Annotated in this window: 11 protein-coding genes; 7 read left to right on the top strand and 4 right to left on the bottom strand. The window is 68.4% G+C overall.

Translation table 11 applies throughout. The features are described from left to right. The first annotated feature begins 64 nt into the window (after positions 1–64). On the top strand, positions 65–1147 hold the full coding sequence (locus ACWC21_RS22905) for a LysR family transcriptional regulator (RefSeq protein ID WP_450884650.1): 1083 nt from the start codon (positions 65–67) through the stop codon (positions 1145–1147). On the opposite strand, the gene ACWC21_RS22900 is transcribed toward ACWC21_RS22905, so the two are convergent. Beyond that, on the bottom strand, positions 1080–1298 hold the full coding sequence (locus ACWC21_RS22900) for a DUF4177 domain-containing protein (RefSeq protein ID WP_450884649.1): 219 nt from the start codon (positions 1296–1298) through the stop codon (positions 1080–1082). The genes ACWC21_RS22905 and ACWC21_RS22900 overlap by 68 nt on opposite strands. Before the next feature lie 203 nt (positions 1299–1501). Here ACWC21_RS22900 and map point away from each other — a divergent pair, with 203 nt between their 5' ends. After that, entirely contained in the window at positions 1502–2284 is a 783-nt protein-coding gene (gene map / locus ACWC21_RS22895; protein WP_450884647.1) for a type I methionyl aminopeptidase, read from the top strand. A 29-nt stretch (positions 2285–2313) separates the two neighbouring features. Here map and ACWC21_RS22890 read toward each other — a convergent pair whose 3' ends face one another. After that, a complete protein-coding gene (locus ACWC21_RS22890; protein WP_450884645.1) occupies positions 2314–3084 on the bottom strand; it encodes a DUF2182 domain-containing protein in 771 nt (256 codons plus the stop codon). After that, positions 3081–3695 (bottom strand): DUF1326 domain-containing protein, encoded by a 615-nt coding sequence (locus tag ACWC21_RS22885; RefSeq protein ID WP_450884643.1) that lies wholly within the window; start codon positions 3693–3695, stop codon positions 3081–3083. The genes ACWC21_RS22890 and ACWC21_RS22885 overlap by 4 nt, the downstream gene beginning before the upstream one ends. Positions 3696–3982: 287 nt before the next feature. Between ACWC21_RS22885 and ACWC21_RS22880 the strand changes: the two genes are divergently transcribed. Continuing rightward, a complete protein-coding gene (locus tag ACWC21_RS22880) occupies positions 3983–4897 on the top strand; it encodes a GNAT family N-acetyltransferase (protein ID WP_450884641.1) in 915 nt (304 codons plus the stop codon). Positions 4898–5039: 142 nt separating this feature from the next. On the opposite strand, the gene ACWC21_RS22875 is transcribed toward ACWC21_RS22880, so the two are convergent. Then, positions 5040–7835 carry an aconitate hydratase gene (locus ACWC21_RS22875; RefSeq protein ID WP_450884639.1) on the bottom strand — a complete coding sequence of 932 codons (2796 nt, stop codon included), beginning with the start codon at positions 7833–7835 and terminating at the stop codon, positions 5040–5042. Between the two features lie 293 nt (positions 7836–8128). Here ACWC21_RS22875 and ACWC21_RS22870 point away from each other — a divergent pair, with 293 nt between their 5' ends. The 4 genes from ACWC21_RS22870 to ACWC21_RS22855 all read left to right on the top strand — a co-directional run bounded on the left by ACWC21_RS22870 (position 8129) and on the right by ACWC21_RS22855 (position 14093). Then, on the top strand, positions 8129–8881 hold the full coding sequence (locus ACWC21_RS22870) for a TnsA-like heteromeric transposase endonuclease subunit (RefSeq protein ID WP_450884637.1): 753 nt from the start codon (positions 8129–8131) through the stop codon (positions 8879–8881). A gap of 353 nt (positions 8882–9234) precedes the next feature. Next, positions 9235–10761, top strand: a complete 1527-nt coding sequence (locus ACWC21_RS22865) for a Mu transposase C-terminal domain-containing protein (RefSeq protein ID WP_450884753.1) — start codon at positions 9235–9237, stop codon at positions 10759–10761. Continuing rightward, positions 10758–11792 (top strand): ATP-binding protein, encoded by a 1035-nt coding sequence (locus ACWC21_RS22860; protein ID WP_450884635.1) that lies wholly within the window; start codon positions 10758–10760, stop codon positions 11790–11792. Before ACWC21_RS22865 ends, ACWC21_RS22860 begins: the two co-directional genes overlap by 4 nt. Before the next feature lie 801 nt (positions 11793–12593). After that, on the top strand, positions 12594–14093 hold the full coding sequence (locus ACWC21_RS22855; protein WP_450884633.1) for an ATP-dependent nuclease: 1500 nt from the start codon (positions 12594–12596) through the stop codon (positions 14091–14093). Positions 14094–14257: the final 164 nt, after the last annotated feature.

Here is a 14257-nt window from a genome sequence, read left to right as displayed (position 1 = left end):
GCGGCCCGGCCAACAACCAGGCCGCCATGCCCACAACGCGGGGTTGTCGCATAAGGTCAGCGGCATGGACCTCGACCTCGCCCTGGTCCGCGCCTTCGTCGCGACCGCCGGGACACTTCACTTCGGGCGGGCCGCCGAAGAACTGAGGACCAGTCAGCAGGCGCTGTCCAAGCGCATCGCACGGCTGGAGGAGTCGCTGGGCACGAGGCTGTTCGAGCGCCAGGGCGGTGTCCGGCTGAGCGAGGCGGGAGTGCGGTTCCTGCCGGCCGCGCGCGAGGCGCTCGCAGCCGGTGAGCGGGCGATCGCTGCGGTGACGGGCGCCGGACCGGTCGTACGGATCGACACGTGGGGCCATCTGTACGCGCCGATGCGCACGGTCGCCGAGGCGGTACGGGAGCTCGGCGCGGTGCGATGGGAGCCGGGCCCGGGACGTGACTGGCCGTCAGTGGCGCAGGCCCTGCTCAGCGGCGACACGGACCTGGGATTCGGCCGGGTGCACCCGCTGCCCGACGGCCGGGACGCGGGACTCACCCAGCGGCTGGTGCGGCTGGAACCCGTCGACGTGGTGGTCGGCCCGTCCCACCCGTTGGCCGACGCCGACGCACTGCGCCCGGCCGACCTGCGCGACAGCGTCCTGTGGTGCCCGGCCGAACTGGACCGCCTGGACTTCCTGCGCCGCTTCGCCGACGAGTTCGGGATCACGCGGCGGCACGACGGCCCCAATCTGGGCCTGGACCGTCTCGTCCAGCACCTGAGCGCCGACCCGGAAGGCTTCACCGTCTTCCCCGCCGACGTGCCGCTGCCGGACCGGACAGGCCTGCGCTGTATCCCGCTCGTCGAGCCGACACCGCTGTACGCGTGGTCGCTGGCCTGGCGGGAGTCGTCCCGCCATCCTCTGCTCGACACCTTGCTGCGCGGCTTCACCGAGGCCGGCCGCGCCCGGCGCTGGCTGGAGTACGCACCCGGGCAGGACTGGCTCCCCGATGTCGACCATCCGAAACTCGCGGCCCGTCAGGCGCCCGGGCCCCCGGCCGAGGTCCGCTCGGGCATGGCCTCGGCCGGGGGGCACAGCGGTCCCGTCATCCGCGCGGACGCTCGAAGGTCAGCAGCAGCCCCTCGACGGCTCCGGGGCCTATGCGGCCCTTGACGTCGGCGGAGGTGATGGCCTTGAGACCCCAGCCGTCCTCGGCATGCTTGTTCAGGACCTTCTCCAGTTTGTCGCTGTCCAGCGCGTCGCCGATCAGCGACTCCCGGAAGGTGACGACCTTGTATTCGTACGTGTAGGGGCTGTTGCTCATGGCAGCGGAGTCCTCCTGCCGGCCGGGCCGGTCGGGTCGAGTCAGGGCGTTCGGTGAGATCGCCGCAGCCAGACAACCACCCCTCACCGTGTCGTGACCAGAGTCGGCCTGCTCTGCGCCGGGCGGGAACCCGACCACGACTCCCCCACCTTTACCGGTATAGTTTGCCGGTATAATTATTGACCACGTGAGAAAGTCGCCGCATGATCGAGATCCTGAACCCCACCCGGGTGGCCCGGGCGAAGGACACAGGCGCCCTGGTCGCCGACATCCTGCAGACGCTGAAGGGGCGTAGCACGGTCGGCACGAATCTGCTGGACATCGACCGGTGGACCAAGGCCATGATCGTCGAGGCGGGAGCGCAGTCCTGTTACGTCGACTACGCGCCGTCCTTCGGACGCGGCCCGTTCGGCCACTACATCTGCACGGCCGTCAACGACGCCGTGCTCCACGGGCGGCCGTACGACTACACGCTGGCCGACGGTGATCTGCTGACGCTCGACCTCGCCGTCTCCAAGGGCGGAGTCGCCGCGGACGCCGCCATCAGCTTCGTCGTGGGCGACGCGAAGCCCCCGGAGAGCGTCGCGATGATCAGTGCGACCGAGCGTGCGCTGGCCGCGGGGATCGCCGTCGCCGGTCCCGGGGCCCGCATCGGCGACATCTCCCACGCCATCGGCACGGTCCTCAGCGAGGCGGGGTACCCGATCAACACCGATTTCGGAGGTCACGGCATCGGATCGACGATGCACCAGGACCCGCACGTCGCGAACACCGGACGGCCCGGCCGGGGATACGAACTGCGCCCCGGGCTGCTGCTGGCACTGGAACCGTGGGTCATGGCGGACACCGCCACCCTCGTCACCGATGCCGACGGGTGGACGCTCCGGAGCGCGACAGGCTGCCGGACGGCACACAGCGAGCACACGATCGCCATCACCGACGACGGAGCCGAAATCCTGACCCTGCCGAGGCAAGCACAGCCGTGAGGTCGGAGCCCCTGGGTGCCCTCGGCCCGTCACGGATGAGAGAGGCCCCGCATCCCGGTCATGCCGCCACCCGTGAGGTTGGGGGCCAGGAAGGGCGCCCAGAAGACGGCGATCGCGAGGGCCAGCGAGGTCACGCCGACGACGCGGGCGAGAAGCGGACCGCGCGGCAGGCGTTTCTCCGCGGCGACGACGGTGGCCAGGGCCGCCATGGCCCAGAGGTTCATCACACCGAACGCGGTGAGCAGCAGCATCAGGGACCAGCAGCATCCGAGGCAGAACGCGCCGTGGTGTGCTCCGGCGCGCAGGTGGCGCGACGGGCCGTGGTACGACGCGTAGCGGAGCAGCAGGCCGATCGGTGAGCGGCACTTGGTCAGGCAGAAGTCCTTGAACGGGGTGAGCTGGTAGAGACCGTTGACGGCGAAGACGGCGGCGGCCGCCGCCGTCCCTGCCGTGGGGTGTGCGGTCGTGACCTGATCGGCGCCGACGGCCAGGGCGTACGCCGGCAGTCCGGCGGCTGCCCAGACCAGCACGTAGCCGGCGGTGAACGCGATCATGCGCGGGGCCTCGTGCACGGGGCCCGTCCGTGCGTACAGGGAGGCGACCGGTGCCGTGGCGGGCAGCATCATCGCGGTCATCATGATCGTCCAGGTGACCATGAAGGCGAACAGGTCCCCCGTCATGGTCCCGGATCCCATGTCGCCCCGGCGCAGCACCACCCAGGCCCAGGCGGCAGCCGCCGTGAGCAGCAGCAGCCCGGTGTAACGCGTCCGGTGGCGAACGGTGATCGTCGTTCTGGTCACGCCGACCACGAGAAGGTCGCCGAGTGCGCGTTGCGGCCGGTGAAGTCCCATGAGCGGCCGTGTACGTCCTTGCCGAGGGCCCGCGTCGACCGGGCGACGGTCAGTGTGCTGTTCGCCGGGTGGAACATACCGGTCAGTCCCATGACCGGGCCGTCCTCGCCGTACTGCGGGGCCACCTGGTCCTCGATCTCGATGTCGATGGCGTCCGCCACTCGCACGGTGTGACGGTGTCCGTCGTCACCGAAGTCGATGGGGACGCGTTCGACACCGAGGACCTCGCCGATGAGGGGCGCGAGTGCCGCCATCGGTCCGCCCACCTGCCCGGAGAACACCTTGCCCAGCGCGTCCGCCTGGCTGTCGTCGGCCGAGGCGTCGACGTACAGGGCCACCTGCCAGCCGCCGTCGGCCATCACCTGCGGGGTGTCGGCGAAGACGACGACGCTGTGGTCCGAGACGTCCAGGCCGTCGACCTCGCCTCGTGCGACGTGGAACGCGAGGGTCACCTGGCAGCGCTCGTTGTCGGCGGGTGCGGTAAGGCCCGAGGTGGTGCAGGGGCACACGGTGTCGCAGTTGCAGCTCTCCACATATGTACCGTTCACATTCCAAGCCATCTTCGTTCTCCTGCCTGATGCGGGCGCCCGTCGGCGACGCGGCGCTGCGCCCGGTCGGCAGAACGAGGAGACTGATGCGGGCGCCGGCCTTGCGCGGACCTTGGCGTGTGCGGGCCGCCCGAGTACTTCCCAGGCTAGTCCCGCACCGGCAACCGCACCTCTGCGGAATCCCCCGTCCCGCCCTCGGGCCGGCGCCCCGCGTCTTCCCTGGCCGCCGGTAGTCCGACAGCGGGGCGCCGGGCGAAAAACACAAGCCAGGTCCATGACAGCGTGGCTAGTGTGATCCGGTGACAGAAATCCACGTCCTCGGTGACAGCACGGAATGGCGGCAGGACTTCGAGCGGCGGTTGCTCGCCGCGTACACGGCGGCTGGGCTCGGTGCGGCCGCGGCGGAGCGCATGGCCGAGGAAGCACGCGCCGACATCGGCGGCTGGACCGTCGCCGAGATCACGGACGACGGGGCCCGAGCGGGACACGTCGCCGTGGGCGTGACCGATGACAAGGGCACGCTCACGGGCCGCATCGGCGACCTCCACGTCGACGCTCGCCACGCAGGCCGGGAGCACGAGCAGGCCGCCCGGGACTGGGCCGAGGGATGGTGCGCGGATCGCGGCGCTCGCCGACTGGAGGTACGGCTCACCGAGTCGGCCGGCCGGCTGTTCGACGGTTACGGCGTCCGCGGCCAGCTCAGGACGCGACGCCTCGGTTCCGTGCCCGAAGCCGTCGACGGCGTCACCGCACGGCCGATGGCCCAGGACGAGTACCTCGGATGGCTCGCCTCCGAAAAGGCCGCCTACGTCGGCGACATCGTCCGGGCGGGAGCCCTGAGCCCCGAGGACGCCGCACGCAAGTCCGACCGCGACTTCGCCAAGTTGATACCCGAGGGACTGTCGACACCGGACAACACGTTCCTGGTGCTCGAGGCGGCGGGCGAGCGGATCGGTACCGGCTGGTTGAAGCACGGGCATCTCCCAGGGATCACCTACGGTTACTCACTGCAGATCGAGGAAGCGCACCGCGGCAGGGGGTACGGGCGGGCCGCGATGGCGGTCGGCGAACAGGCCACGCTCGCAGCGGGCGACTCGGTGCTGATGTTCACCGTGTGGGGCGGCAACGACGTGGCGATGAACCTGTACACGAGCGCCGGCTACCAGGTCGTGGAGGAAAGCCGTTCGATCGGTCTTCCCCCCTCCGCGTCCTGATTCGCCCCGGGCCTGGCTGCCGCAGGGGTCACGGCCCGGCTCCCCGTGCGCGTCGGCCGCGCACCCGGAAACGGCGGAGGGCCGCACCCCCGTCACCGGGGGTGCGGCCCTCGACTGCCCTGCCGTACCGCTTGCTCGCGTGTTACTTGCGGATCAGGCTGCGCAGCACGTACTGCATGATGCCGCCGTTGCGGTAGTAGTCGGCCTCACCGGGGGTGTCGATGCGGACGACCGCGTCGAACTCGACGCCCGTGTCGGTGGTGACCTTGACCGTGCGCGGGGTGGTGCCGTTGTTGAGCTCCTCGACACCCGCGAAGGAGAAGGTCTCCTCGCCGGTCAGGCCGAGGGACTCGGCGTTCTGGCCCTCCGGGAACTGCAACGGCAGGACGCCCATGCCGATGAGGTTCGAGCGGTGGATGCGCTCGTACGACTCGGCGATGACGGCCTTGACGCCGAGCAGCGCGGTGCCCTTGGCCGCCCAGTCGCGGGACGAGCCGGACCCGTACTCCTTGCCGGCCAGGACGACCAGCGGGATGCCCTGCTCGATGTAGTTGCGCGAGGCGTCGTAGATGAACGACACCGGACCGTCGGCCTGGGTGAAGTCGCGGGTGTAGCCGCCCTCGGTGCCCGGCGCGATCTGGTTGCGCAGGCGGATGTTGGCGAACGTACCGCGGATCATGACCTCGTGGTTGCCGCGGCGGGAGCCGTAGCTGTTGAAGTCGCGGCGCTCGACACCGTGCTCGGTGAGGTACTTGCCGGCCGGGGTGTCGGCCTTGATGGCACCGGCGGGCGAGATGTGGTCGGTCGTCACCGAGTCGCCCAGCTTGGCGAGGACGCGGGCCCCGGAGATGTCGGAGACCGGAGCCGGCTCCATCTCCATGCCCTCGAAGTACGGGGGCTTGCGGACGTAGGTCGACTCGGCGTCCCACTCGAAGGTGTTGCCGGTCGGGATCGGCAGCGCCTGCCACTGGGCGTCGCCCGCGAAGACGTCCTGGTAGGACTTGTTGAACATGTCCTCGCCGATGGCGTTCGCCACGACGTCGTTGACCTCGGCCTCGGAGGGCCAGATGTCCTTCAGGAAGACCTGGTTGCCGTCCTGGTCGGTGCCGAGGGCGTCCCGCGTGATGTCCACCTTCATGGAGCCCGCGATGGCGTACGCGACGACCAGCGGCGGGGAGGCCAGGTAGTTCATCTTGACGTCGGGGTTGATACGGCCCTCGAAGTTGCGGTTGCCGGAGAGGACCGAGGTGACCGCGAGGTCGTTGTCGTTGACGGCCTTGGAGACCTCCTCCGGCAGCGGGCCGGAGTTGCCGATGCAGGTGGTGCAGCCGTAGCCGACCAGGTTGAAGCCGACCTTGTCGAGGTACGGGGTGAGGCCCGCCTTGTCGAAGTAGTCGGTGACGACCTTGGAGCCCGGGGCGAGGGTGGTCTTGACCCACGGCTTGCGGGTCAGGCCCTTCTCGACCGCCTTCTTGGCCACCAGGGCGGCGGCGACCATGACGTACGGGTTGGAGGTGTTGGTGCAGGAGGTGATGGCGGCGACCGTCACCGCGCCGTGGTCCAGCTCGTACTTCGTGCCGTCGGGGGCGGTCACGGTGACCGGGTTCGACGGGACGGCCGCACCGGTGCCGGCGGCGTGCTGCGGCGCGCCGGCGCCGTTCTCCTGGTGGCCGTAGGCCGGGGCGTCGGAGGCCGGGAAGGACTCGTTGCTCGCCTCGTCGACCGGGGAGGCCGCGGTGGCCTGCTGGGCGACGGGAGCCTCGACGTAGTTGAGGACGTCCTTGGCGAACTGCTGGGCGGCCTCGGCGAGGACGATGCGGTCCTGCGGGCGCTTCGGGCCGGCGATCGAGGGGACGACCGTCGACAGGTCCAGCTCCAGCTTCTCGGAGAAGTCGGGCTCGGCCTTCGGGTCCAGCCAGAGGCCCTGCTCCTTGGCGTAGGCCTCGACGAGCGCGAGCTGCTGCTCGGAGCGGCCGGTCAGCTTCAGGTACTTGATGGTCTCGTCGTCGATCGGGAAGATCGCGGCGGTGGAGCCGAACTCCGGCGACATGTTGCCGATGGTGGCGCGGTTGGCGAGCGAGGTGGCGGCGACGCCCTCACCGTAGAACTCGACGAACTTGCCGACGACGCCGTGCTTGCGGAGCATCTCGGTGATGGTCAGCACCAGGTCGGTGGCGGTGGTGCCGGTGGGCAGCTCGCCGGTGAGCTTGAAGCCGACGACCCGCGGGATGAGCATGGAGACCGGCTGGCCGAGCATCGCGGCCTCGGCCTCGATGCCGCCGACGCCCCAGCCGAGCACGCCGAGACCGTTGACCATGGTGGTGTGCGAGTCGGTGCCGACGAGGGTGTCGGGGTAGGCCTGGCCACCCCGGACCATGACCGTGCGCGCCAGGTGCTCGATGTTCACCTGGTGGACGATGCCGGTGCCGGGCGGGACGACCTTGAACTCGTCGAAGGCGGTCTGGCCCCAGCGCAGGAACTGGTAGCGCTCCTTGTTGCGGCCGTACTCCAGGTCGACGTTCTGCTTGAAGGCGTCGTTCGTGCCGAACTTGTCGGCGATGACGGAGTGGTCGATGACCAGCTCGGCCGGGGCCAGCGGGTTGATCTTCGCCGGGTCGCCGCCGAGCTCCTTGACGGCCTCACGCATGGTGGCGAGGTCCACGACACAGGGCACGCCGGTGAAGTCCTGCATGATCACGCGGGCCGGCGTGAACTGGATCTCCTGGCTGGGCTGCGCCTGGGAGTCCCAGCCACCGAGGGCGCGGATGTGGTCGGCGGTGATGTTCGCGCCGTCCTCCGTGCGGAGCAGGTTCTCCAGCAGGACCTTGAGGCTGTACGGCAGTCGGGCCGAGCCCTCCACCTTGTCCAGCCGGAAGATCTCGTACGACTCGTCGCCCACCTGCAGCGTGCTGCGGGCGTCGAAGCTGTTCGCCGACACGACAGTCTCCTTCATTGATGTGCGCGTACCACCACGATCCTGCCGCCTCGGCATCTCGGCCGATCCGCTAAGGTAAGGCTAAGTTAGGTAACCCTTACCGAGCCGGCGGCTGCGGTGCACCTTCGGCAGATATCTCGATGTCGAGATAACTCTAGTACATCGCGCGCGGGGCGGTCATGCCCGGCCCCGCTGTCCGCTCTCATCCATTCGAGGCGTTTACTCAGCGAACCCAGTCGTTTGGCCTTCTATCTCAGCGAACCTAGTCGTGCGGCTAGTCGCACTGGGGGTGCTGGGTGGCTGTACCGGCTGAGGTGGATCTTGCAGGGCCGTATGTCGAGCTGTCGTATGTGGATGCGGTACGCGAGCGTCGGCGACGTCCGCTCCTGGACTGCGTGACGGCCCGCTTCGAGGACACACCGCCCGTACGGCCCTTTCGGTGGTCGCGTGGTGAGCGTCACTTTCCGGGCTGGTACTGGGCTGCCACGACCGGGCGGCACGTCGGTTTCGAGTCGTGGCTGGAGCGGGACCGGGTCCTGCTGATGGACTTCGATCCCGAAGTGGTGGGGATCGCGTCACAGCCGTTCTGGCTGCACTGGCACGACGGTGAGAGGGAGCGTCGGCACGCCCCGGACTACTTCGTACGCCGTGGGGACGGCTCGGCGGTGGTCGTCGATGTCCGTGCGGACGAGCGGATCGAGCCGAAGGATGCCGAAGCGTTCGAAGTGACGCGCCTGGCCTGCGCCCAGGCCGGGTGGTGTTTCGACCGAGTCGGGGTTCCGGAGGCAGTGCTGCTGGCGAACGTCCGGTGGCTGTCGCGTTACCGGCACCCTCGTTGTCTTAACGGCCCGGTCGCGGCCCGCATCCGGGAGGTCTTTGCGACCCCGGGGCCGCTGATGGCTGGGGCTGTCTCGGCGGGCGATCGGCTGACAACGCTGCCCGTGCTGTTCCACCTCCTCTGGCTTCAGCACCTGACCGTGGAAGCGATGGCGACCGAGCTGATGGGGCCGCGCATGATCGTGCGCCTGGCTGATGGGGGCGTCCGGTGACCAGCGAGAGGCGGGTGCCGCCGACGGCCCGGATCGCGGAGTTTCCCGAGACGGCCGCTGAACAGGCCTGCTGGTGGGAGAGGCACATTCTGGAGGTCCTGCACGGGGTGCCGCCGGATGCCCCGGACGGGGCCGGTCCGCGGTCTGAATTCGACCCGAAACAGCATTCGCTGGCTCAGCGCGAGCGGGCCAAGGCCGCCGAGCTGACAGAGGCCGGGCACCGGGTAACGGCCAGCGGGATCAAGCAGCGGCGCCAGCGCTACCAGCGGGACGGGCTGGTTGGACTGGCCGACGGCCGGTCGGCCAAACAGATGCCGGCCTTCGGGCAGGTCGATGCGGCGGTGGTGGAGGCCATGCGGCAGGCGATCGCCGAGACTGCCGAAGCGTCGTCGAGGACCATCGGGTTCATCATCTGGCGGACCCAGCAGATTCTCGCCGCTGACGAGGAGACCGCCGGCGCTGAGCTGCCGTCGCGGGCCACGTTCTACCGGCTGTTCGAGAAACTGGCCTCCGGCACCCACGCCACCGGCTCGGCCCGCACCCGCCGCTCGATCCACGCCAGGCCCTCCGGACCGTTCGGTGAAGTGCCGGCCAGTGCTCCGGGTGAGCTGATGCAGATCGACTCCACGCCGCTGGACGTGCTGGTGCGGCTGGACGACGGGGTCGCCGAGAAGGTCGAGCTGACGGCCATGGTCGACATCGCCACCAGGTCGATCACTGCGGCGGTGCTGCGGCCCACCACGAAGGCCGCGGACGCTTCCGCCCTGCTGGCCCGCAGTGTTACCCCAGAGACGATGCGTCCGGGCTGGTCTCAGGCATTGCGGATGTCCCGATCGGTGTTGCCGCACCGGCGGTTGCTGAGCATCGACGAGCGTCTGGAGCACGCGGCGGCCCGGCCGGTGATCGTGCCGGAGACGATCGTCTGCGACCACGGCAAGGTGTTCATCTCGCACAACTTCCGGGCCTCCTGCCGCTACCTCGGCATCAACCTGCAGCCGACGCACAAGGCATCGCCGTTTGAGAAGGGCACGATCGAGAAGACCCTGGGTTCCGCGGCCACGCTGTTCGCCCAGTTCGCCGCCGGTTACACCGGCTCGACCACGGACCGCCGCGGCCGCAAGTTGGAGGACGGACCGCTGTGGTCCCTCCCCGAACTCCAGAACCTTCTCGACGAGTGGATCATCGCCTGCTGGCAGACCAGGCCCCATGACGCGCTACGCGACCCGGATGCACCCCGGCGGGCATTCTCACCGAACGAGAAGTACGCGATCCTGCTGGAGTCCTGCGGCTATGTTCCCGTCCCGCTGAACGGCGAGGACTACGTCGAACTACTGCCAGAACGCTGGCAGGCAATCAACTCCTACGGCATCCGCATCAAGCACCGCACCTACGACGACCGCGAGTTGAACCCGCTGCGCCGCCAGCACTCCGGGGTGACGGTGAAGAAGGGCCTCTGGGAGATCCACTACGACCCCTACGACATCTCCCGGATCTGGGTACGCGACCGACGGCGCAACCGGTGGATCACCGTGTTCTGGAAACACCTGCACCGCGTCGGCGTCCCCTTCGGCGAGATGGCCTGGGACCACGCCCGCGAACAGGTTCCGGGCGGCACCGAGGAACAGATCGCGGACGCCGCCGCAGCCCTGCTCAAACGCGCCCACGAAGGTCCGGCCACGGACAAGGGCCAGCCGACCAAGCGTTCCCGAAGGGACCGTCGCGTCGCCGCCCGCACGCGGGCAACCGCCACCGACCGGCCAGTCCACACCCCACCGCCGGACACGATGACCGCCTCGAACGAGGAGGCGGACACCGAACTCGCCGAGGTCATCCCACTGGGCCTGTTCGACCCGCTTGCCAACCCTTGGAGGCGTCCGTGACTACATCCCCGCCGACCGTCCTGCAGGAGGCCGACGCCGACGCCAATCGCCAGCTCACCACTCTGGAGGGGTGGCGCCGGTTCATCGACGGCCCGCCCAAACCGCCAGGCCTGCTCGCCCCCGGCGAACTGCGGCGGCTGTCCCCGGACGAACGAGTCCGCTACGACGACAACCGTCTCGACCACCACGCCCGCTTGCTCGTCGTCTCCACCTCGTTCGTCGAGAAGACGGTGATCTGCGGGCGGCGATTGGTCCTGCTCAACCGGCACACGATCAGCGCCCGTCGCGGGCTGATCGTCTCCGGCCTGCCCGGCACCGGCAAGACCAGCGCCATTACCCAGCTCGGACGCTCCCATGAACTCCTCGACCGGGCTCGCCACCCGAATGTCCCCGACCGCATCCCGGTGCTTTACATCACCGTCCCGCCCGCTGCGACTCCCCGCATGGTCGCCGCGGAATTTGCCCGCTTCCTCGGTCTGCCGGTCCGGGCTCGGTCGAACATGACTGACATCATCGAGGCTGTGGTGGGCGTCTGCACCGACACCCGTGTCGGCTTGGTCCTCGTCGACGAGATCCACAACATTTCGCAGACCACCCGGTCCGGCGCCGAGGTGTCGGACACGCTGAAGTACTTCTCCGAGCGCATCCCTGCCACGTTCGTCTACGCGGGCATCGACATCGAAAACAGCGAGTTGCTGGCCGGGGTCCGCGGCGCGCAGATCGCGGGCCGGTTCACCCTCGTCCCGACCCGTCCGTTCCCTTACGGCGACGAGTGGAAGGGACTGGTCGCGACCATGGAACAGACCCTGCTCCTACACGACCACCCGCCGGGCAGCCTGGTCAAACTGGACCGCTACCTCTACAACCGCACAGTCGGCATGATCGGGGCTCTGTCGCACGCCATCCGCGGAGCAGCGATCGACGCCATCCTCAGCGGAACCGAACGCATCACCGAAGGCGTGCTCCGCGCGATTCCGCTGGACCATGCTGCGGAGACGCCCACTCCGCCGGCGAAGGCGGGCAGGCGGTGACCGGCACCCCCTACGGGCACCTTGCACGGCTCCCCGTCCAGGTCTCGCCGCGGCTCGGCGAGGGAACTGACTCGTTCATCCGGCGTCTCGCCCATGCCAACCACCTCAAGCCCAGCTACCTGCACGGATTCCTCTGCGGCCCGCCTCAATGGTTCGGCAAACCTCGCGTCGAGCGCCTCGCAGACGTCTCCGGACGCACCGTCGCAGGCTTGGAGCGTGTGCTCTCCGACGTGAGTACGCCGCGCCGCCGCTACCGACCAGGGCCAGGGAAAGCGCATCTTGCGAGCAGGCGACCGGACCTCTACCTCCAACTGCACGACGCTGCCCGAGACGAAGGCTTGACCCTTCGGCAACTCGCCGACCGCTACCGCGTCCCGAGGCGACTGGTCCGAGACGCCCTCGCTCACAACCGGCCGCTGTCCCGCGACCTCCCACCCCAGCAAGCCCCCGTGACTCGTGCGGCCACGCTGTTGATCAACTCTATGCTGGACGCGGGGTTGGGCACCCGGGACATCTGGGCCGCGTTGATGGATGAGCACGACACGTCCGTCTCCTACGCGACACTCAACCTCCACGTCTCCAGGCGCCGCCGCCACCTCGCATGGCAGGAAGAGCAGTTCGACAAGGCTGAGACGCAGCGCGAGATCCGGCAACGCCGAAAGACCGGCACGCCTCAACAAAGAGGCACAACACGCCCCATCCCGACCTCCATCCGGCCGCACCAGAGTGACGAGCCGCCTTTCGGACCGTCACATCTGAGACCATGACCCCATAAGCAGTCGAGAAACAGACGGGGCAGTGGTGGCTGACTACAGGAGCGAAGTCCGGCCGAGCGTGATCACCGACTTGGAGACCAAGGTCTCCAAGGAGAACTACGGCAAGTACCTCAAGCGGCTGACCTTGCGGAAGCTCCGAGGCTTCACCGACCGTGAAGTCACCTTCGACTTCCCGGTCACTGCGCTCGTCGGGCCAAATGGTGGGGGCAAGACCACTGTTCTGGGGGCAGCGGCGCTCGCCTACAAGAGTGTCTCGCCGGGACGATTCTTCGCCAAGAGTGGCAAATATGACGCCAGCATGCAGAACTGGTCGATTGAGTATGAACTGATCGACAAAGAACACACACCGCGCTTGTCGGTTTCACGCACAGCGAGCTTCAAGCAGCTCAAATGGAATCGCACCGCGCTCGATCGCGAGGTGCTGGTGTTCGGAGTCGAGCGGACCCTGCCCGCCACGGAGCGGTCCAAGCTCAAGGCCGCCATCGGTGGGTCCTTCGCCGCGGTGCGCGAGGTCACGCTTGACCCTGAAGTCACTCAGCATGCTGCAAAGATCCTGGCCAAGCCCATAGAAGGGTTCCAGCAGCTCTACGTGGACAAGGCTGGCAAGGTCTCACTCTTCTCCGGGCTCACCCCTCGGGGCGACGGATACTCCGAGTTCCACTTCGGCGCCGGCGAGGCGAGCGTTATCCGCATCGTCGCCGAGGTCGAAGCCGCTTCCCCTGGGGCCATGATTCTGATCGAGGAGATCGAAAACGGCCTACACCCGGTGGCCACTCAGCGCATGGTCGAATACCTGATCGGTGTCGCACACCGCAAGTCCTGCCAGGTCATTTTCACCACGCACTCCAACGACGCGCTGGCCCCACTGCCTTCCAAGGCCATCTGGGCCGCTCTGGACGGCGCCGTAATCCAGGGAAAGCTCGACGTCAGAGCCCTGCGGACCATCACCGGACAGATCCAGGCCAAACTCGCGATCTTCGTTGAGGATGACTTCGCTGAGCTCATGGTCACCACCGCTCTGCGCAGCCACGGAGGTATCGAGCTGGACGAGGTCAAGGTCCATGGAATGGGAGGCCACGACCCCGCCATCAAGGTCAACGCTCATCACAACGTCGACCCGACCGTCACCTTTCCATCGATCTGCATCCTCGACGGTGACCAAGCTGAACGTGCGGACCCGGAGAAGGGGATCTTCACGCTTCCTGGCTCCGGCTCGCCCGAAGCACATGTACTGGGGCGGATTCTGGACTGCCTCGATGAAGAAGCAGGTCGGCTCGCGGTGGCCCTCCACCTCGACCTGCACGACCAGGAGCGCGTGAAGAAGGTCGTGAAGGAGCGCTCGCTGACCAACTGGGACAGACACATGATCTGGGAACAGATTGGCGGCGACTTGGACTTCACCTCCGGCCACATCGTAAAGAGCGCGTTCCTGACGACCTGGGCCCGCAAGTTCCCCCAGGAGGTCGAGACCCTGGTCGAGGCGATCGGCGACAAGCTTCCCCGCCGGGACGGCAACCAACCGTGACCCTCGCCTGCTCAGTGCCTCGGACCCCGCCAGGCCCTCCAGAGTCGCAAATTCCTGCCGCACCCGCCCCAGGGCGGTTTCAAGTTCCGGGATTGGGTGGATCGTCCGCGTTGAGCGGGAGTTGACGCGGCAACAGCACAGGCACGAGACCGGTGATCATCAGG

The organism is Streptomyces sp. NPDC001348 (genome assembly GCF_053597535.1).
Note: the sequence above shows the minus strand (reverse complement) of the source record. Positions and strands in the feature narration are given on the sequence as shown.